This window comes from Lactobacillus johnsonii, assembly GCF_014058685.1.
Lineage (GTDB): Bacteria > Bacillota > Bacilli > Lactobacillales > Lactobacillaceae > Lactobacillus.
In genome coordinates this window covers 1,147,081-1,166,612 of record NZ_CP059055.1, presented here as the reverse complement: position 1 = coordinate 1,166,612, position 19,532 = coordinate 1,147,081, and the positions used below count along the sequence as shown (strand labels likewise).

Sequence of the window (19,532 nt, the reverse complement as noted above, 5' to 3'; positions counted from 1 at the left end):
TCTTCTGCAGTATTAAGGCTCTATTTTGCAAATCTAGCTAACCAGCGAGATAATCTTTTTTCCATGATGAGCTGAATATTAGGATTTTCAGCTTCAATGAAAGAATTAAATTTATCAAATAGCTTTAACAAAGTATATGATTTTTCTAAAATCGAATTAGAATCAACACATTTGGCCATGTTTTCTTTTAATGTTTTAGGTACTGGTGATTGGATATGAGAAATTAAATGTGATATTGTATCTAGATCGTCACGTGTTAATTTCTTAGTCCATGCAACTTTTTTTACTGCTTGAATAATGTCGTCACGTTGATGCTTTAATTGATCTAAATTATTGAAACTTGTTTCAATCTTTGCTGGTTTGTTACCATGATTGATATTTGCAATTTGATCCGTTAAACCAACTACACGATTATTATTACTATCTCTAATAATATAATAAACTTTAAAAGAAGCGCAGCCATCACCGAGTTCACTGTTAGTTAGTACCAGGCCAGTTTGTATAGTGATATTTTTATCTACAGGAACAGGATCCTTTTCGAGAAAATATACAAATAGCTTGGAATCGGTCAATATTAAATTTTCAAGAATGAAATCTTTCTTGTAAGTAGATGAATATTTGCTAATAGCTGCAATAGCAATATATAGAGCAACTGGATTGTCATAAAATTTGTATCGATCTGAGACAATTGCTCTAAGGTATTGTTTACCATCGTTTTCAATGAAACGATATATTGCCTTTTTGCTTGAGAGCTCTTTTGTTTCTTGTAAATCTTTTAGTTCATCTAAAAGATTCCTCTTTTTATCATTTTGAAGTAAGAAATTAGCATATTTTGATAATGAATAATGGTCTAAAAAAGTGTCTTTAGCATTATAAAGAGTAGAAACTTTTTTGTCATTAATTTCAAAGTACATTTCGTAGCCACTTGATGGAGGAACCAGTTTAAAATCAACATTTGTTAGCTCTGTAGGTGCTAATTGTACATCTAACTTATGATTATCTATTTGATTAACGAGCTTTAGAGCGGGAGCAGTGCCTAAAATTCTTACTTCATTATTCTCATCTGTAACTATAGGAAAATTTTCTTTAACATCTGCAAGAAGGTTACTTCGACTTGGCTCATATATCTTTGAATAAGCATCTAGTAAATCGTTGACTTCTGTTAAATTTGCGACTTTGTCATTAGGCTTATATTTATAGGTTACTTGGATAAAATTTTTCATAGTAGTTCCTTTACTAAAAAATATTAGCATGAAAAATATAAGTGTTATTTGAATTTAAGTTAAAAATCATCTATAATGACAGCTTGAGATGGTTTTTAAGTTGAGAGACGACTTATATATCATGCTGTCCTACAATTAGAACTCGAAGTTGCCGCTTTGAGTTCTTTTTTTATAGATTATTCGGCTTTCTAATTAGAAGCCTATTAAGATATTAAGAATAAAAGCATAGACCACCTCCTTTCAATAATTACTTTTATTTATTAAATTTCTTATGAATAGTATCTAAAGTAGTCTTTAATTGATCTAAATTGATTGATGGAACAGCTCCAAATTGTCCCTTAATATATCTTTTTGCGAAAGATACATCATGTCTGCCTTGAGAAGATGACGCACTAATATTATAAATAGATTTCAAATGGCTGATGCCCTCTGCATTTTTTTCCATTAGAAGCATTTGATCTACTCTTATGTCATCATCTAAAAGTTCCACATTATGGGTAGTCAAGATATATTGATTTTGACTTTGTTCAGAATTAAATATCTTGATTAAAGTACTTGCCAATTCGGAGTGTAATGAATTATCAAATTCGTCAATTAATAGCGTTTTAGAGTTTCCATGTAATTGAGAATATATTACAGTCAGCATAATATAAAAAATACGACGAGTCCCCACAGATTCTAGTTGCAAAGGGAGTTCACTTTGTCCTACGGGCTTATTATTTTTGAAAGAGGTATGAATTGTAAATAATTCGTATTGTTTTTCTGGAATTGAGATATTTAAAGTTTTAGCAAGATGTGCGGAAAAGTCATCTGTTTTAACAGCAATTTGGCGTAAATTGATATCTTTTATATTGAAGTCAGCACATTGTAAAAATGAAACCATTTCATTTTTTAGCTCCTCATTTTCCATTAGCCTGATTAAGTATTCTGGAATTTCAAGTCGTGAGCGAATGATGAGCAAATCTTTATCGAACCATTTATATACTTTTGAAGATATCTCATCATTGTTTTCTTGAGCAGTAAATAAAAATAAAGCGTTTTCGCGAACCTTGCCTTCAGCTGATTCTAATTTTTCATTTTTTACTGTGAAATCTTTATTTTTTCTCTCAAAATAAATTTTTTCTTTGCCGGCTTTAGTTATTAAGCTTAGCTTTTCATAATCAACAACCTTACTGTTGTATTTAAAACTATAATCATAGATTTGATTTTGAATAGAAATTCGTACACCAAATTCGGTATCTTTATTTTTACTAGTAACATCAAATAGGAAAGGATTGTATCGTAAGTTCTCAGTAACAGAACGAGTCCCCCCATGAAGCACAAGGAGTTTCATTAAGCGAAGGCCGTTTAATAAACTTGTTTTGCCCGAGCCATTAGGACCCAAAATCAAAAGGTTTTTAAGTAACTGAGGATTTTGGTGATAAAAGACATTACTCTTTTTAAATTTTCTTAATCTAGTAGCTGCTTCAGCTGACAAGATGGTCCTGTCTTTTAATGTAGCAAAGTTTTTTACACGAAATTCTATTAGCATTTTAATTTAACCTTTCTTATTTCCTTTATCTTCTTAAGTATACATCAAAAATTATGATTTACAACGTATTTTCGTTATAAAAGACTGTTTTTTTAATAACGAAGCTAAAATATAGCCAAATATAACTAAAAAGTGTTCTAGAATTACCAATAAACATGATTAAAAAATGGTGGAGATTTCCAACAATTTTTGCTGATTATATAAACAAAAAAGACTAAAATTAAATAGAATTAAAAGTTGGAGTGAATAAGATGCTTTATAAGCAAATTGAGCAAAATAAACGAAACACATGGATTATTTTGGGATTATATATAGTTCTGCTGCTAGCAATTAGTGTGTTTCTTGGTGCAATTTTTACATCATATGTTGGAATCGGTTTCTTCATCATTGGCTTAATATACATTGCGCATGTTTATTTTGATGCAACACAGCACCTAATGAAGGTGACGAATGCAGTTGAAATTACTAAAGAAACTGAACCGGTAATTTATGAGCTTGTTGAAGAACTTTGCTTAGCAGGTGGATTGCCGATGCCGAAATTGTACATTACGCCTGATCCAGCACCTAACGCCTTTGCTACTGGTCGGGATCCTGAACATGCAAGTTTAGCTATCACTCAAGGACTGCTAAACATTATGGATAAGAAAGAGGTTCAAGGAGTGATCGGCCATGAACTTTCTCATATTAGAAACTATGATACGCGTATCACTGTTTTAGCCAGTGCGCTAACTAGCTTGATAACAATGACTGGAATCGGGATTGTATTCTTCGGCTGGGGCGTTTTGACTAGTGAGACTAAAGGAATATTTGGCTTTTTTATCAAAATCTTGGCTTCGCAGTTGGAGGTATTATTTCAATTATTGGAATTCCGCTAGCTAAACTGCTTTTCTTGCTTGTTTCAAGACAGAGAGAATACCTTGCTGATATAGGATCTGTTGATTTAACTCGTGAACCTAGTGGCTTAATCTCAGCCTTGTCTAAGTTAGAGCAGCTAGAAGAGGGTGCAGCTACACCTGAGATTAGTTCCCAAGATTTAACTTTGCAGCATTTATATTTTAATTTTCCAAATGCACATAACTGGTTGAATCGACTTTTTTCTGATCACCCACCGTTGGATAAGCGAATTGAACGATTGAAAAATAGTGACAAAATCAATTAATTTAATGGCTAACCATCATTGATGTTTGGCTTTTTATTGTGTAATTTTAGCGATTGATTGAAACTAATGAAAAATGATATTATCTAAATTGAGGATTGTACTTATATCAAGGATCTTTTAGTGTGTTCTTCACGTAAGTGGAGGTGATCCTAATCAAAATCCATTAAACGTTCTAAAGTCAATGTGTTCTCCACATATGTGGAGGTAATCTACAGGACCATCGAATTCTATAGAAACTAATACAATGAATTAGATATCTCATAGTAAGAAGAATAATGACACTATGCTAAAAAAGCGATTCACGAGTCTACTATGAAAGTAGTAGATAGTTAGGTGGACGCGCATAGAAGTCAGATACGTGCACGTACAAATCTCGCCTTGCTTGTCTTAAAGAAGACGATACTCAAACGAGTGTCGTTTTTATTTTAGTATTTTTTCTCGAGAATAGGACTTAAATATTTAATAAAAATAATTCAAATTATCATCCCATAACTAAATACACTAACTCTACTTGTTATGAAATAAAGCATTGATAAGATATTTCTCTTTGTTGTACAGCAGCAAAATCATCACGTAAAGCAGGTTTAAAGCCTGCTTCCATAACAGGCTAATCCGTAATTTGAAAACTCAATTCGTTATATAATCTGTATAATTTTTTAACTAAAAATGCTAGAATTATTGATGTATTCAAATAGGGAGGTTTTTTGATGAAAAAAAGATATCTTTTAGGAGCATTAGGTTTAGTACTTTTGGGATTGGGAACAAGTGCTTGCTCTAGTCAAAGTGATAATAGTAGCAGCAAACAAACAACTACTAGTAAGTCAAAGAAGTCTGTCGAAAAGACAGATGAAAGCAGTAGTGAGAGTACAAAACGCTCTAAAAAAGATTTAAGTACAGCGGCTGACAATCAAGCTAATAATAGTAACAGTGACGACGGTAAAGCTTATGGTGGAAATTTTCAAGATAGCAAGGGATACATAGCTATCAATAATGTAACCAATGTCGTTGTTAAGGGTTCTGATGGCGATGACCATTATGCTCTAGTGCAAGGAACTTTCAGTAATAATGCTAAAGAAAGCGTTGATCCAACATCTTTCTTTAGTAATCACTTAAAAGTAATGGAGAAGGTTGGCAAAGCTACTCATGATCTTGTTTTGGTCACCACAGACATTGAAAATGAATTAATACCTTGGGGAAATCAGATTAAGGAAGGTCGTAAGAAGGTTGAGCCTAATATGACCGGTAATTTTGTTATAGTATATAAATTAGATCCTGCAAATGGCGCTAAAACTAATGCAACCCATTATGTATTTGACCCTTACGATTCTAAATTTGGTAAATCATTAACTGTAAAAGTTTATGAGTCTAAAACCATTAAGAAATCTAGCGATAATGCAAGCAGCAATGCTGATGTTGATACAGATGACTAATTAAATATTAAAAAACTGAGAACTATGAGGGGATTTCATAATTCTCAGTTTTTTATTAGGTAGTATTATTGTCCAATTAATTGCTGAAAATCGCTAACTAGTTTTTGAAAAGTGGCATTTAAATTCTGCATAAATTCGTTTTGATTATTTTTCATTTGATCTAATAATGAATCGGCCTGATTTGGATTTTGTTTGATTTGGTCGATAGTAGAGCCCAGTTGATCAATTTGATTTTGTAAGGCTTGATTATTAGCAGCATTATTTTTCAACTGTTCATTTTCAGTTTTGATTTGGTTTAATTGGTTTTGTAATTCTTCTTTATCTTGATCCTGCTTATATGTGTTGATAGCACTTTGCAACTCTTTATTTTGTTGCATTAATTGTTTGTTTTGCTCAGACAGAGTATCTAATTTACTATTAGTATTATTAAGAGCATTACTTTGAGCTTGCTCATTTTGAACAGTATCATTATGTGCTTGGCAAGCAGAAATACCAAAGATGATGGCAATTAGTAAAACAAGTACTCCAAGAACAATATATACTATCTTTTTCTTGCCTTTCTTTTTAGGACTAGCAGGTTTATTAGGAGAAGAAGTATATGGTGCTGGTTTTGCTGGAGCTGGTTGAGGAGTAGGGGAAGAATCAACTACATTATTTTTATCCGTTACCCAGGCTTGAATTTTCTTGGTCGCATATTCATTATTAGTACCAATTGCGGTGATAATTATAGGATATACGCCTGCTTCAGACCGGTTAACCGCCTTTTTATTTATACTAAGATTATCATTTGAAATAAGATGGCCATTTTCTGTAACTGTAAGTTCCAATTGAGAGATTATTTCTTGATTGGTCAAATTTTGATTAAGAGGCCAGGTAATTGAGTCTACTCTGGTATTGATTTGTAATGTCATATCTAAATTCCTTTGAAAAATTTTAGTCTATTTAATTCAATTATACTAATAAAATTTACTTAGAGAAATGAATTAACAGCAGTAAAATAAAACTTAAACAATTATAAACTATAGAAATAATATAATTAAAATTATGTAAAATGGAGAAGAAATGAAAAGATCAGAAGCTGTAACATTAACTAATATGTGTATGATAAAAGATAAAGACAAAATTTTAGTTCTAAATAGAACTGATCCGGTTTGGCCTGGGTTGACTTTTCCAGGTGGCCATGTCGAATCTCATGAAGCTTTTCATGATTCAGTGGTTAGAGAAATAAAAGAAGAGACGGGATTAGAAATTGAGGATCCGCGTTTAGTTGGAGTAAAGCAATTTTTTGACCATAATGATGAACGCTATCTTGTCTTTTTCTATGTAGCTACTAAGTTTACTGGTACATTAAAAGCTTCTGATGAAGGAGATTTAACTTGGATGACAAGGGAAGAAATAGAAAAATCAAAATTAGCATATAACTTTGATCATGATTTACCAATCTTTTTCGATAAAAAGTTAAGTGAACATATCTTAGATGGAGATAGAGATCAAACTTATTAAAAAAGACATTCGATCGAATGTCTTTTTATTAGTCTTGAGTATTTTCAGTTGAGCTAGTTGATTCAGATTCATTATTTTGACTAGCTGGCGTTTCACTTTCCTTGCTTGAACTTGAAGAAGATTCAGATGAAGCAGTAGAAGATGATGAAGTGTGCGAATTCTCAGAGTTTGAACTACTTGTAGCAGAACTTTGAGTAGTTGCATTTGCATTACTGTTAGTAGTCCAGCTGTTATCAAAGTAATAGTTAGGTTGAGGATTATAATAAGTATAATGACGACGTGGAACAGTATAGAAAGAAGTACCAGAGTTAGATTTTGGTAGGCTACTGCTTGCCTTATGTTCACTGCGTTGAATAGGTAAAGTAGTACTTGATGAACTAGAACTTTGGCTTTCAGAACTAGATTGCTCTTCTTTATTTTGGAGACTATCTAGTTGATCATCCATCTTAGTGTCTTCAGCTTTTTTCTGATCAGTTTTATCTACTTTTTCCCTTTTATCTTCTTTATTTTTAGGTTTCTCTTTTTCAACTTTTTTATGAGATTGCTTATGAGAAGACTGAATAATGGCATAGTCTGCTGCAGAAGATTTATGTTTTGGCTCAACCAAGTTGTTGCGACAACCCGCAAGTAATAAGAGACTACAACTTAAAGCACCAACGATTAACTTTTTCAAATTAATTTCCTCCATTTAAAACTTCTTTTATTATAACCAAAATTATTAATATAAAACAGTAAAATTAAGCGTTGATAAGAAGGTATTTGAAAAATAATATATTATTTTTCCAGTTTGGGAGCTCAAAGTACATATTTTTTCTAGAAAAGATATAATAGATATGTAGTGAATTAATTTGTTAAATTTATTTTTAGATAAAGATGTTGGAGGTCAGTTTCTATGTATGATCTTGAAGACGTTTTAATGAAATCTTTTAGAGAAGATAATGGCATCAGTTCGGCATTTTCAATTGAGCCGGTTGATGATAATGAATATCGTGTTTCAACTAATGTGGTTGATGGCTTGAACGATACTATTCACTTTTATTTAGTTGTTTATCCTAACGGAACCTATGCCTTGAATGATCGCGTATTTACGGCACAAATGATTGATGATAATATCGGGAGTTTCGCAAGTATTGCCAGTGATGTGGCACGTTTAGCTAGTGAATTTGGTGTATTATTAGATGATCGCGGAGAACTAACACGTGACTATATTAATGCTCGCGATCTTAGAAATGAAGTAAACAACTTTACTCAATTATTAAATCGTGTAGTTGAATTTGCCCAAATCCATAGATAATTTAATTACAAGAGAAGAAGCTGAAAGCAGAAGCTTCTTTTTTTTTGCCTAATTAAGTTATAATTTGAATAAAAACAAGGAGAGAACTATGAAAGATTCTGAAATAGAGTTAATTGGGCAAAATGCCATGAATTGGTTAAAAGAAAATATTCATTTTATAAAAGCTGGTTCAGATATTGAGGTAGCAACACCCTTAATTGGTGCATATGGGGACTTAGTATATTGCTGGATTGAAAAAGAAGATGATTACTACCGCATTACTGATGATGGAGGAACTTTATTTAAGCTTGATCCCGGTCAAGAAAATATGGATTTACTTGAAGAAGCAATGGATATTGTAATTGGAGCTGGTTTTGAATTTGATGAAGAGACCTTAGAAATTTACCAAGTGGTAGATCAAGACGATATCCCAGCTACACTTAACGATCTGACTCAATTACAGGTTGCTTTGACTTATTTAGCCAGCTGATAGCTTTCCCATCATAATTAAGTTTTTAAGCATATGTTTTTAATTTTTAAAATGCCTATGATATAAATAATTGTGAAAGCGCTAATAACGCGTATTTCTTAAAATATTACAAAGAATGTAAAAAATATCTTAATTTGTAACATTTTTGTAAAACTACGGTATAATAAAAGTAAATAAAACAGCAAGCTTAAGTATAGCTTACCTTGCTGAGGAGCGTGAATTATGATGAGAAAAGTTAAGAAGAGAAGTATCATTACAAGTTTGGGTGCAGCTGCAATGTTAGCATCTTTGAGTGTAGGTGGAACTGCTTTTGCAGCAAGTACTACAAGTACTGATAGTAGTACCGCAACTACTGATCAAGCAAAGACTTATCAAACTCAACTTGAAGAACATAAGAATTTACAAGCTTATACTAATCCATTAACTGTCCAAGCTTTAACTACTACTAAGGGTGTTTTGCCTGATGCAACAAGTGGTATTTCTAATTGGAGTCAGGTTCCAGCTGGAACAGTAGCTGCTTGGGATAATAAGCCTGAAGTTAATAAGGCCGGAACTAGTTACGGAACAGTTTATGTTACTTTCCCAGATGGATCTAGATCAAGATTAGCAGTTTACGTAACAGTTAAAGATGGTGCAGCTAGTCAAAGTAGTGAAAATACAAATACTACTTCTTCAGATAAAAGCTCTTCAGCTGCAGGAACATCAAAATCAACTGCTAAGAGCTCACAAATAGAAGGTGAAGCTAAGACTTCTGCAAAAGACGCTGATAACCATATGGAGAAGTCAACTACTGTTGAGAAAACTGATAAAGATCAAGCAGCAAAATCCAGTTCTAAAGCTAACGAAGATGTAGTTGTGAAGGATTTAGGATCAACTACTGTTACTGAAAAAAATGTTAGTGTTGTAAGTAACTCAAAGGATAAGGACAAGAGTTCAAATCCAATTTCTGTTGCTACTCGCTTACCAGAAACTGTGGCTAAGGCTACTAATCCATTTGTAATAATTTGCGGTGCATTAATTGCAGCCGTAAGTGGTGCAGTAATTTGGAGTAAAAAATTAAAGAAAAGAAACTAATAGACAATAAAAGAGGTCGGAACTATAATTGTTTCGACCTCTTTTATTATTTATCTTTATTTTTGTCCTTATCTTTGCTATTTTGAGCTTTTTTATTTTTAGGATCATCTGGCAAGATAGCAAATTTATCAAGCATTTTTTCTAATTGATTATTTTTTTCAAAAGTTAAACCCATATCTATCTTTAGCTCCTTTGAATTAAGATAAGTGAATTATACCCTATAACTTTAACTAAAAAAAGTAAGCTGCATCTTATAAGTGAAGTGCCATAGAAAAGTTAGACATTTATAAAATTTTAAAGATTTGATAATACACGATTTCTGTATTTTACAGGAGTCGTGTATTTTAATTTGTTTGATCTTCTAACATTGTTAAACCAATAAATATAATCTTTCAGAATTTCCTTCATCTCTTCTAAACTTCCAATCTTAAGTCGATTCAGTTTTTCTCTCTTCATTAAATTAAATATCGTTTCTCCTGGTGCATTATCATGACAATTTCCTTTTCGGGACATGCTTTGGATTATATTCATTTTCTTTAGTCGAGCCTGATAGCCTGGATTCTGATATTGAAAGCCTTGATCTGAATGAAGGATAGGAGCAGCTCCTGGTGGAAGATTATCTGCTAGTTCATCTAGCATATTATAAATAGTTTTCATTTCAGGAGAATAACTTACTGCACAAGCTAGAATCTCCAAAGAAGCCTCATCTACTACAGGAGAAATATAAACTTTCTTGCCGCTAGTTAGTTTATATTCAGTTACATCGGTATGAAGAACTTTATAGGGGATTGTTTCATCAAAAGTTTGATTTAGGATATTTGGTGCTTTCTTTCCTACATTACCCTTATACGAACTATATTTACCAGTATTTTTATGATAAATTGTTGTTTTTATTCCTAAACTTCTCATTAACTTACGTACTGTTTCTAGAGAAAGTTTAAATCCTTCATCTCTTAACGCTCCCCACATAGGACGATAACCATATGTTTCTTGTCCTTCATAGCCATAATAGATTTCTTGAATCTTCTCTTTTACTAAAGCATACTTATCAGCTTGATTAATTCTATTTTTTACATTGTCATAGTAAGTCTTTCTATTTAATTTGAGCACTTTAAATAAGACCTTAAGTTTAATTTGATGGTGTTTTGCCCGAATATCCTGTATTAATTGTGTTTTTTGTTTGTTGGATAACGTGGATATCGGGCAGCCACTTTTTTTAAGACAAGATTTTCCACTCTAAGTCTTTCTAATTCAGCTTCCTGCTTAAGAATTTTTTCTTCATACTTTTGCTTTTCACTAAGTTCTAACTTTTTAGTTGTCTTCTTACTCTTTTTAGGCACTTTCCTAGGCCGACCTTTCTGTTTAGGCAGCAGCCCAGCATATCCTTCTTCATTGAACTTTTTAGCCCAATTGTATACTTGAGAATCACTAATATTAAACTTAGCCGCTACCTTTGAAACTCCAATAGAATGTGTTAAATAGTAGCGTACCACATTTAGCCTAAAGTCAGAAGAATAAGTAGTTTTAGTATGTTTAACAGATAAGGCAGCTAAACCTTGACACTTAGCCTTATCAATCCATCTACGAATAAGAGTCCAATGAATATTATATTGTTTAGCTAAACCTTTTATTGAATCTTCATGATTTAAATATTTGGAAACAATTTCAATTTTTAATTCAGTCGAATATTTGGTCATAAAAAAATACCTCATAATTATTAGATTTTATGTCTAACAATTATGAGGCACTTCAAAGCAGCTTACTTTTTTAGTTTTTTCGTCTTAATTTAGCTAAAAAGTCTTCATGTTCTTTTTCTAACTTTTCATCCTTATCAATAAAGAAGTAGCAGGCAGCCGCAATCACTGCAACTACAGCCCCTAAGAGTAGTGTCTTAGGAGTAAAGTTAGTAACCATATAACAAGAAATAATCAAAGCAATAATTGGAATAGTGTATTTTCCAGGTAGTGAAAAACCGTGTGTTGGGTATTCATTACTATGCTTAAATTTAATGACTGCTAAAATTGATGGCACATATTGAACAAAGGATGCTAAAACTGTACATGAAACAAGGAATAGGTAGCTTTGAGTAGCTAAGGCTCCTGAAAGAACAGCGGTAAAAATAATACCAACCCAAGGAGCATCGTGTTTATTTTTCTTACCAATCCATTTCGGAAGCATCCCATGTTCGGTAGCAAGGGATGCAATAAGTGAAGGAGTATTAAATGAAGCACTAAAGGCAACACCAAAGATTGAAATTAACATTCCGACAATCATAAAAGCAAAACCCCATTGGCCAACACCAGTCTTTAGAGCACTCGCTAATGGATTAGAATAACTTCCTAGTTTTTGCCCACTTAAACCAATTGCAACTAAAAGCATCAAGCAATCTAGAATTGTTACACTAGTCATTACTGCAATTAAAACGCGTGGAATATTCTTTTCTGGATTATTCATTTGCTTTGCGGCAATTGGAATAAAAGAAAATCCAGTAAATAAATAAAAAATTGGTGTGAAGGCAGCCCCAAAATGTTTAAAGAATGGGCCAACACCGGTTAAAGCTGCATGTGGAATTACCGGAGTAAAGTGAGCTTTCTTAATAAAGAAGGCCCCCACAATAATGAAGACAAGTAATGTAATAATCTTAGCTGCAGCTGAAATGTTATTAACAATTTTTACCCAAGATCTACCAAAGAAATTAATAATTGAAAACAGTAAAATTAAGAAGATAACTCCACTAATGTAGACTGCATTATTTTTAAAAATAGGTAGAAAACTCTTTAGAATGGTTAATAAAGCAACTACTTCAGCAGAAAGAGTTGTACATCCTAAAAACCAAGTAAAAATACCTAGTTCATAACCCGAAAAACGCCCAAAAGCATTATATGAATAAAGCCAAGCGGCTCCGGATTGTGTGAAACGGCTGGATAAGTCAGCATAGCATAAAGCAATCATGCTGACAGTGACAGCAGTACAGAGAAGAACAAGAATAGCTGTTAAGTTCATGTAACGATAAATTACAGAAGGTAGCAGGAATGTCCCTGATCCAATGACTGCATTAATACCTAAGAAATAGATAGATATAAAGGAAAGTTTCTTAGGTACGGAACTTTTATTAGTCATATTTTTACCTCTCTATCTAATAATGTTCTCCTTTATCTATTGTAGTGCTTTCGAATAGTAAATCTATACGAAATATTCAAAAAAGATAATAAAATTGATCTTAAGTAGTTGACTTATTAATAATAAGTAATACTATGAAATTGTAAGTGAGGATAGCTAGGTAAGGAGAAAATCATGACTGAGATTATTCAAATTTGCACTGTAGTCAAATAAATATGTAGAACTTTTCATTAAAATTATTGATTTTGTGATGCGAGGAAAATAAAAATGACAAAGATTGCTATTTTAGGTGCTGCTGGTCAAATTGCTCAATTAGTTGAACCAATGCTATTAAAGAAGACGGATGTAGATATGGTTTTATATTTGCGTCATCCTAATAAATTACATCAAGTTGATGAAAGTCGAGAAGAGATAATCAAGGGTGATGCAAGCAACTTTAATGAATTAAAGGCAGCATTAGCAGGTGTTGACCTAGTTTACGCAAACTTAGCTGGGGCAAACATTGAAGATCAAGCCGAAACTGTTGTTAAAGCAATGGATGCAAATGGCATTAAGCGCTTAATTTGGGTTTCTTCTCTAGGAATCTATAATGAAGTACCAGGAAAATTTGGTGAATGGAATAAGAATGTTTTAGGTTCTTACTTAACCACTTATAGAGCAGCAGCTGATAAGATTACAGAAAGTGATTTAGATTACACCATTATTAGACCAGCTTGGTTAACTAATAAAGATGAAGTAAGTTATGAAAAGACTGTTGGTGCTCAAACTCCATTCAAGGGAACCGAAGTGTCTCGCTTGAGTGTAGCAGACTATATAGTTAATATAATTGAAAATCCAGCAGAGGATCTTAAGAGTAATGTTGGTTTAGATAAGCCTGGAACTGACGGTGATAAGCCAGCCTGGTATTAAATTTAATAATAAGAAAAAAGAACGGTTTTTAAACCGTTCTTTTTGGTGTAAAGGGAGCAAGTTTAAGCTTATCTAGTTGATTGCGATAATAAGTCAAACTCTTACGATTACAATGTAGGATTTCCATTAATTTCAAGTCAGAGAGGCTAGGGTCATTTACTTTATAGTAAATGTAAGAAAGGCGAAGTTTTCCTGGGGTAAGATCAAAATTTAAAATGTCCTTGTCTGGAGCAATTTTTCTAGTTAAAGAGGTTAAGGCAGAGATTTGTTTACCGGTCTTTGTTTGAAAAATAAGAGGATTTTCTTCAGTATTAGTCAGGAGAATAGAGCGATAGTTTGAATTTTTAATACTTGAAATATTAGCCTTACTTAAATTAAGAAATTGTTTTGGGTCAAAGCCGTGAGCAATCAAAATTAGAACTTTTTTGCAATCAAGACTAATTTCAGGCCAAGTTATAATTTCATCAATCTGATCAATCCAATCAATACAAATATGCGGAGTTCGATCAAAAGTATAGCCATGTAAATCGGTAAAAAGATAATTTTTAACTAATTGGTGGTCATAGAGAAAAGAAAAATATTTCTTTAAATGGGTAACATACTTATTAATCGTACTAATTGTTTTATTTTGATCTTGCTCTAAGTGGTCAATAAAGGCGAGGATATCTTGAGCAGAAACATTACTAACTTTAGGTTCTAAATTTGAATTTTGTAAAAAATAGTTCCAAAAATAATAGATCGATTGATTAATTGAAGTAATTGTTCGCGGCGCAAGATTTTGACTACTGCACCATTGATTAAAATTTTTTTCGTAGGGAAATAGCATTTTTATACCTCATTAACAAAAATGTAATTGTTACTTTAACATATATCTAATTATAACAAAAAAGGTTGGCGAACTTCCAGTCCGCCAACCAGTATATAACAAAATTTTACTTCTTAATTCGAGATTTGTACCATTTAATTCCAAAGTAAATAAATAGAATTAGTAAAAGGATAATAATTACGATTGTGTAATCATCAAAGATTCTAACTACGACTTGCCAATTCTTTCCCATATAGTGCCCTAAACCAACTAATACACTATTCCAAACTAAACTACCTAAAGTAGTCAAGACTAGAAATTTAGTCCAGCCGACATGGGCAATACCTGCGGGAATTGAGATTAAACTTCTAACAACAGGGATGCAACGTCCGTAAAAAATGGCGCCAATTCCATGTTTGTCGAACCAATCAATGGCTTTTTGAGCATCATCTTTTTTAAATCCTAAAAGTTTAAATAATTTAGTTTCAAGTAATTTTTCAAGTCGTGGCAGTGTTAGATTACGACTTATTGAAAATAGAATAATCGCACCAATAATTGATCCTAAAGTTGAAGCTAGGATAACTCCGATTAGAGTTAATTTAGTTCCACTAACTAGGAATCCTCCAAGGGTCAAAATCACTTCTGAAGGAATAGGTGGAAAAATATTTTCAACGGCAATTAAAAGAATAATGGCAAGATAGCCGAAATTTTCGATAAAGTGTGTTAACCAAATTGTCATTTATATATTTATTGTCTTTCTAAAATTTTATCTACTTTCTTAAAGAATAAATCTTTATCTGCTTTTGTTACTTCAGTAATTTCTTTTCCATTAGGGTCGATAAACATGCGACCACTTGCTAACCCTGATGTAATAACATTTGCTTTTACCTGACGTGTCTCAACAAGTTCAGGGTAGAGAGCTGACATAGTGGTTAAAACGTCCCACAAATATAGCTCTGCATTTGGAACAGAAATAATTAAGCTGTATCCTAAACCAACTAAGTCAATAGCTGGATACTTTCTTAAACTAGCCCAGTGCTGACGAAGTTCATCAGTTAAAGGAAGTTCTTCGGTACTTTCTAAGCCGACCATTTGAATTTTAAGATCGGAATCTAGAACTCGTCTCACTGCATCCGGATCCCAAAAAGCATTCCATTCTTGAGTGCCGTCAGCATCAACGCTAACTACGTTTCCATGTCCGTCCAGAGAGCCACCCATCCAGTAGACTTTTTCAATTTTTGATTGAATTGAAGCATCTTCGTCTAATGCTCGAGCTAAATCAGTGATTGGACCAGTCATTACTAAGGTAACGGGACCATCTGTTTTTTTAATTTTATCAATCATATCTAAATGAGCAGGCAACGCAGCTTCTGGGGTTTTAATTTCACCGCTCTCATTTAAGATTGGAAAGTAGTTAAATGAGTATGTTGCCATCCGCCACTCTTTTGGAAATTGATGAACAGCACGTGAATTAGAGCGAGCAACTTCTAATTTATCACCACGTAAATTGAATCTATCGACCATTTTCCGACAAGCTTCCACTGAGGGATCGATATATCCATCGCCATCAATGGCACTAATTCCAATGAGTTTAATATCAGGTGCTTGCAAGAGTAAAAGAAGTGAAACTAAATCATCGATGTTTCCATCATGATTAAAATAAATATTTTTCATTATTTGCGACCTTTCTTTTTGGCTATTTACTATTCTATAAGAAAATGAAGGATTGAGTAAACAAAAAAGTCATCTTACTTGGTTTTAAGAAGGAACGTGATAAAATACTATGGGAATTTTAATAGGAAGGAAAAATAATTTATGGCAACGGAACATATTGAAAATAAATTAAAACTTTTGCCGGATAAGCCAGGTTGCTACTTAATGAAAGATGTTAATGGTAATGTGATTTATGTGGGAAAGTCTAAAAACTTAAAGAACCGCGTTCGTTCCTATTTTAAAAGTAAACAGGTGGGGAGACGTGCTGAACTTGTACGTGAAATACGTGATTTTGATATCATTACTGTCTCATCCGATAAGGAATCTTTTTTGTTAGAAATTACACTAATCAAAAAATATCAGCCTTACTATAATGTCCAGTTAAAGCAAGGCACAGGCTATCCTTACATTGAAATCACTAATGAACGTGATCCGCAAACACGTTTGACATCAATTGTTCATAAAGATCACGGTTACTATTTTGGACCTTATCCAAATGTTTATGCAGCGCAAGCAACTTTGAAATTTATTCAAAAAGTCTGGCCCCTAAGAAGATGTACCGGTCATCAAGGACGTCCCTGTCTTTACTATCACATGGGACAATGTTTGGGAGCTTGCTTTAAGGAAGTGTCAAAGAGTACGTATGATGCTCAGATTAGAAAGATAAAGCGATTTTTAAATGGAGACATCGCCCAGGTTAAGCAAGATCTGACAGAAAAAATGACACAAGCTTCAATGGATCTAGAATTTGAACGTGCTGCTGAAATTAGGGATCAATTGAAATATATTGAACAAACTGTTGAGAAACAAAAGATTATTTCTAATGATCATACTCAACGGGATATCTTTAATTTTTATGTTGATAAGTCTTGGATTTCAATTCAGATTTTCTTTTTAAGACAGGCTAAGTTATTACGTCGTGAAACAAGACTATTTCCTTTAACTGATACTAATGATCCACAAGATGCCTTTGTTTCCTTCATTGCTCAATTTTATGGACAGCGTAATCGTATTTTACCAAAAGAAGTTTTAGTACCAGCTGGAATTGATAATGAATCTTTGTCTGAAGTACTAAAGGTACCCGTAAGAACCCCACAACGTGGTCAAAAGAAAGCCTTATTAGAAATGGCTCATGACAATGCTAAGTTGAAACTAGATGAAAAATTCCGACTCTTAGAACTAGGTAATCGTAAAACTAAGGGGGCACAAAAAGAAATTTTTGACGCTTTAGGGCTGCCGTATGGACATAGAATTGAAAGTTTTGACCACTCTCATATTCAGGGAGCTGACCCGGTTTCTGCTTTGGTAGTATTTACTGATGGTGAAGCTGATAAACATGAATATCGTAAATACAAATTAAAGGGTGAGGTTGAACATCAAAATGCGGCTGATGAAGTAGGAAACACCCGTGAAGTAGTTAGAAGACGATACAGTCGACTTTTAAAAGAACATAAAAAAATGCCAGATCTTATTTTAATGGATGGTGGTCAGATTCAAGTTGAAGCTTGTTTGGATGTGTTAAGAAATGAATTGAATGTAAATATTCCTGTCGCCGGAATGGTAAAGGATGATCATCACCGAACTAATCACTTGATTTTTGGTGATCCTACGAAGGGAGAAGAATTAAAGCTAATTCCTTTAGATCTAAAATCTGAGGGATTTTACTTAATGACCAGAATTCAGGATGAAGTTCACCGCTTTGCAATTACTTTTCATAGAAGAACTCATGCCAAAAATGCTCTTTCAAGTAAATTAGATGAAATTAAGGGTATTGGGCCTAAATCTAGAAATAAGCTCCTAAGAAAGTTTGGTTCTTTAAAGAAAATTAAAGAAGCATCAGTGGATGAATTAAGAGAAGCTGGTCTAACTCTTCCGCAAGCACAAACTGTAAAATTGAGTTTATAAATTAACCAATAAAAGACCTGATTTAATGGGGCTTGATATGGTATTATAGTTAAGAAACTTTAAGGAAATTTTTAATTATAAATTGATATATAAAGGAGGCACACATAATGTTTGTCGACCAAACAAAAATAGATGTACAAGCAGGAAAGGGCGGCGACGGTGCCGTTGCTTTTCGACATGAGAAATATGTTCCACTTGGTGGACCAGCCGGTGGAGACGGAGGCCGCGGAGGCAGTATTATTTTAGTTGCTGACTCCGGCCTAAGAACCTTAATGGATTTCCGCTTTAGACGTAAGTTTAAGGCAGATAACGGTGAAAATGGTCGTATTAAATCACAATATGGCCGCGGAGCAAAAGATGTAAGATTAAAAGTTCCGATGGGAACAAGTGTCTATGATTTTAATACTGGCGAGCTTTTGGGCGACTTAGTTGAAAATGGTCAAGAATTGGTAGTAGCTCACGGAGGAAAAGGTGGTAGAGGTAATATTCACTTTGCTACTCCAACAAGAACTGCTCCAGAAATTGCTGAAAATGGTGAACCAGGAGAATTCCGTACTTTACGCTTGGAGTTAAAAGTCTTAGCTGATGTCGGGCTAGTAGGATTCCCATCTGTTGGTAAGTCAACCTTGTTATCCGTTGTAACTAAGGCTAAGCCAAAGATTGCCGCTTATGAATTTACAACTTTAACTCCTAACTTAGGAATGGTTGTTCTTCCAGATGGTCGTGATTTTTCAATGGCTGACTTGCCAGGATTAATTGAAGGTGCTTCAAAAGGTGTTGGACTTGGAATTCAATTCTTGCGTCATGTTGAACGTACAAAAGTAATCTTACACTTAGTTTCAATGGATCCAAACAATGGCCGTGATGCTTACGAAGACTATGAGACAATTCGTAAGGAATTAGCAGGCTACACTAAGGATTTAACTACCAAGAAAGAAATTATTGTAGCAACACAAATGGATATTCCTGGTAGTGAAGAAAAATTTGCGGAATTTAAGAAGAAACTAGGAGATAAAACTGTCTATCCTATTTCTAGTGTTACCCATAAAGGTGTTAGTGAACTAATGGGTAAGACCGCAGATCTTGTTGAAGAAGTTGCTAAAGAAGAAGCTGAAAAACCAGCAGAAATCAAAGTTGCCGAAAAAGAATATGTTTATAAGAAACCAGAAGATGAAGGCTTTAAGGTTGAAAGAACAGGCGAACACAGCTTTGTTGTTACAGGCAATAAGTTAGAGCGTCTTGTTCAAAGAACTAACCTTGACCATACTGACGGAATTATGCTTCTAGCTCGTAAATTAAAGCGCTTGGGTGTAGATGAAGCTTTAAGAGAAAATGGAGCAGTAACTGGCGACGATGTTTCAATAGCTGACTTTACTTTTGAATTTGTAGATTAGAAA

Annotated in this window: 18 protein-coding genes and 1 pseudogene; 9 read left to right on the top strand and 10 right to left on the bottom strand. The window is 33.3% G+C overall.

Annotated elements, in window-relative coordinates:
• Positions 1–20: 20 nt before the first annotated feature.
• Together H0I41_RS05395 and H0I41_RS05390 are read right to left on the bottom strand one after the other, a co-directional pair.
• Positions 21–1,223: a hypothetical protein gene (locus tag H0I41_RS05395; RefSeq protein ID WP_228099772.1), complete on the bottom strand. Its 1,203-nt coding sequence runs from the start codon at positions 1,221–1,223 to the stop codon at positions 21–23.
• A gap of 253 nt (positions 1,224–1,476) precedes the next feature.
• On the bottom strand, positions 1,477–2,754 hold the full coding sequence (locus H0I41_RS05390; RefSeq protein ID WP_135014769.1) for an AAA family ATPase: 1,278 nt from the start codon (positions 2,752–2,754) through the stop codon (positions 1,477–1,479).
• A 251-nt stretch (positions 2,755–3,005) separates the two neighbouring features.
• Between H0I41_RS05390 and H0I41_RS05385 the strand changes: the two are divergent.
• Positions 3,006–3,913, top strand: a pseudogene (locus H0I41_RS05385) (M48 family metallopeptidase).
• 707 nt (positions 3,914–4,620) lie between these two features.
• Complete coding sequence (locus tag H0I41_RS05380) at positions 4,621–5,343, top strand: hypothetical protein (protein ID WP_135014767.1); 723 nt, start codon at positions 4,621–4,623, stop codon at positions 5,341–5,343.
• A gap of 65 nt (positions 5,344–5,408) precedes the next feature.
• Here H0I41_RS05380 and H0I41_RS05375 read toward each other — a convergent pair whose 3' ends face one another.
• The gene (locus H0I41_RS05375; protein ID WP_011161910.1) at positions 5,409–6,254 is read right to left on the bottom strand and encodes a hypothetical protein; all 846 of its coding nucleotides are present in this window, start codon (positions 6,252–6,254) and stop codon (positions 5,409–5,411) included.
• A 151-nt stretch (positions 6,255–6,405) separates the two neighbouring features.
• On the opposite strand from H0I41_RS05375, the gene H0I41_RS05370 reads away from it, so the two are divergent.
• A complete protein-coding gene (locus tag H0I41_RS05370) occupies positions 6,406–6,846 on the top strand; it encodes an 8-oxo-dGTP diphosphatase (RefSeq protein WP_011161911.1) in 441 nt (146 codons plus the stop codon).
• 28 nt (positions 6,847–6,874) lie between these two features.
• Here the strand turns inward: H0I41_RS05370 and H0I41_RS05365 are convergent, their stop codons facing one another.
• Complete coding sequence (locus H0I41_RS05365; protein ID WP_135014765.1) at positions 6,875–7,534, bottom strand: hypothetical protein; 660 nt, start codon at positions 7,532–7,534, stop codon at positions 6,875–6,877.
• Positions 7,535–7,738: 204 nt separating this feature from the next.
• Between H0I41_RS05365 and H0I41_RS05360 the strand changes: the two genes are divergently transcribed.
• The 3 genes from H0I41_RS05360 to H0I41_RS05350 all read left to right on the top strand — a co-directional run bounded on the left by H0I41_RS05360 (position 7,739) and on the right by H0I41_RS05350 (position 9,683).
• On the top strand, positions 7,739–8,140 hold the full coding sequence (locus H0I41_RS05360; protein WP_011161913.1) for a hypothetical protein: 402 nt from the start codon (positions 7,739–7,741) through the stop codon (positions 8,138–8,140).
• Positions 8,141–8,228: 88 nt separating this feature from the next.
• Entirely contained in the window at positions 8,229–8,609 is a 381-nt protein-coding gene (locus H0I41_RS05355; RefSeq protein WP_011161914.1) for a DUF1828 domain-containing protein, read from the top strand.
• 222 nt (positions 8,610–8,831) lie between these two features.
• On the top strand, positions 8,832–9,683 hold the full coding sequence (locus H0I41_RS05350; RefSeq protein ID WP_011161915.1) for a Rib/alpha-like domain-containing protein: 852 nt from the start codon (positions 8,832–8,834) through the stop codon (positions 9,681–9,683).
• Positions 9,684–9,729: 46 nt separating this feature from the next.
• Here H0I41_RS05350 and H0I41_RS09405 read toward each other — a convergent pair whose 3' ends face one another.
• The 3 genes from H0I41_RS09405 to H0I41_RS05340 all read right to left on the bottom strand — a co-directional run bounded on the left by H0I41_RS09405 (position 9,730) and on the right by H0I41_RS05340 (position 12,803).
• Complete coding sequence (locus H0I41_RS09405) at positions 9,730–9,858, bottom strand: SPJ_0845 family protein (RefSeq protein ID WP_259345876.1); 129 nt, start codon at positions 9,856–9,858, stop codon at positions 9,730–9,732.
• Positions 9,859–9,977: 119 nt separating this feature from the next.
• Positions 9,978–11,380, bottom strand: a protein-coding gene (locus H0I41_RS05345) for an IS3-like element IS1223 family transposase (protein WP_117285382.1) whose coding sequence is annotated in 2 segments (ribosomal slippage) — positions 9,978–10,906 and positions 10,906–11,380 — 1,404 coding nt in all. Because the reading frame shifts where the segments join, the coding sequence is not laid out codon by codon here.
• 70 nt (positions 11,381–11,450) lie between these two features.
• Positions 11,451–12,803, bottom strand: a complete 1,353-nt coding sequence (locus H0I41_RS05340) for an APC family permease (RefSeq protein WP_011161916.1) — start codon at positions 12,801–12,803, stop codon at positions 11,451–11,453.
• Between the two features lie 267 nt (positions 12,804–13,070).
• Between H0I41_RS05340 and H0I41_RS05335 the strand changes: the two genes are divergently transcribed.
• Positions 13,071–13,712 carry an SDR family oxidoreductase gene (locus H0I41_RS05335; RefSeq protein WP_011161917.1) on the top strand — a complete coding sequence of 214 codons (642 nt, stop codon included), beginning with the start codon at positions 13,071–13,073 and terminating at the stop codon, positions 13,710–13,712.
• Positions 13,713–13,740: 28 nt separating this feature from the next.
• Here the strand turns inward: H0I41_RS05335 and H0I41_RS05330 are convergent, their stop codons facing one another.
• The 3 genes from H0I41_RS05330 to H0I41_RS05320 all read right to left on the bottom strand — a co-directional run bounded on the left by H0I41_RS05330 (position 13,741) and on the right by H0I41_RS05320 (position 16,191).
• Positions 13,741–14,538: a site-specific integrase gene (locus H0I41_RS05330; protein ID WP_135014723.1), complete on the bottom strand. Its 798-nt coding sequence runs from the start codon at positions 14,536–14,538 to the stop codon at positions 13,741–13,743.
• A 106-nt stretch (positions 14,539–14,644) separates the two neighbouring features.
• Positions 14,645–15,256 carry a DedA family protein gene (locus tag H0I41_RS05325; RefSeq protein WP_011161919.1) on the bottom strand — a complete coding sequence of 204 codons (612 nt, stop codon included), beginning with the start codon at positions 15,254–15,256 and terminating at the stop codon, positions 14,645–14,647.
• Positions 15,257–15,264: 8 nt separating this feature from the next.
• The gene (locus tag H0I41_RS05320; RefSeq protein WP_135014721.1) at positions 15,265–16,191 is read right to left on the bottom strand and encodes a nucleoside hydrolase; all 927 of its coding nucleotides are present in this window, start codon (positions 16,189–16,191) and stop codon (positions 15,265–15,267) included.
• Between the two features lie 141 nt (positions 16,192–16,332).
• Here H0I41_RS05320 and uvrC point away from each other — a divergent pair, with 141 nt between their 5' ends.
• Together uvrC and obgE are read left to right on the top strand one after the other, a co-directional pair.
• Positions 16,333–18,135, top strand: a complete 1,803-nt coding sequence (uvrC, locus tag H0I41_RS05315; RefSeq protein ID WP_135014718.1) for an excinuclease ABC subunit UvrC — start codon at positions 16,333–16,335, stop codon at positions 18,133–18,135.
• A 107-nt stretch (positions 18,136–18,242) separates the two neighbouring features.
• A complete protein-coding gene (gene obgE / locus H0I41_RS05310; RefSeq protein WP_004894451.1) occupies positions 18,243–19,529 on the top strand; it encodes a GTPase ObgE in 1,287 nt (428 codons plus the stop codon).
• Positions 19,530–19,532 lie beyond the last annotated feature (3 nt).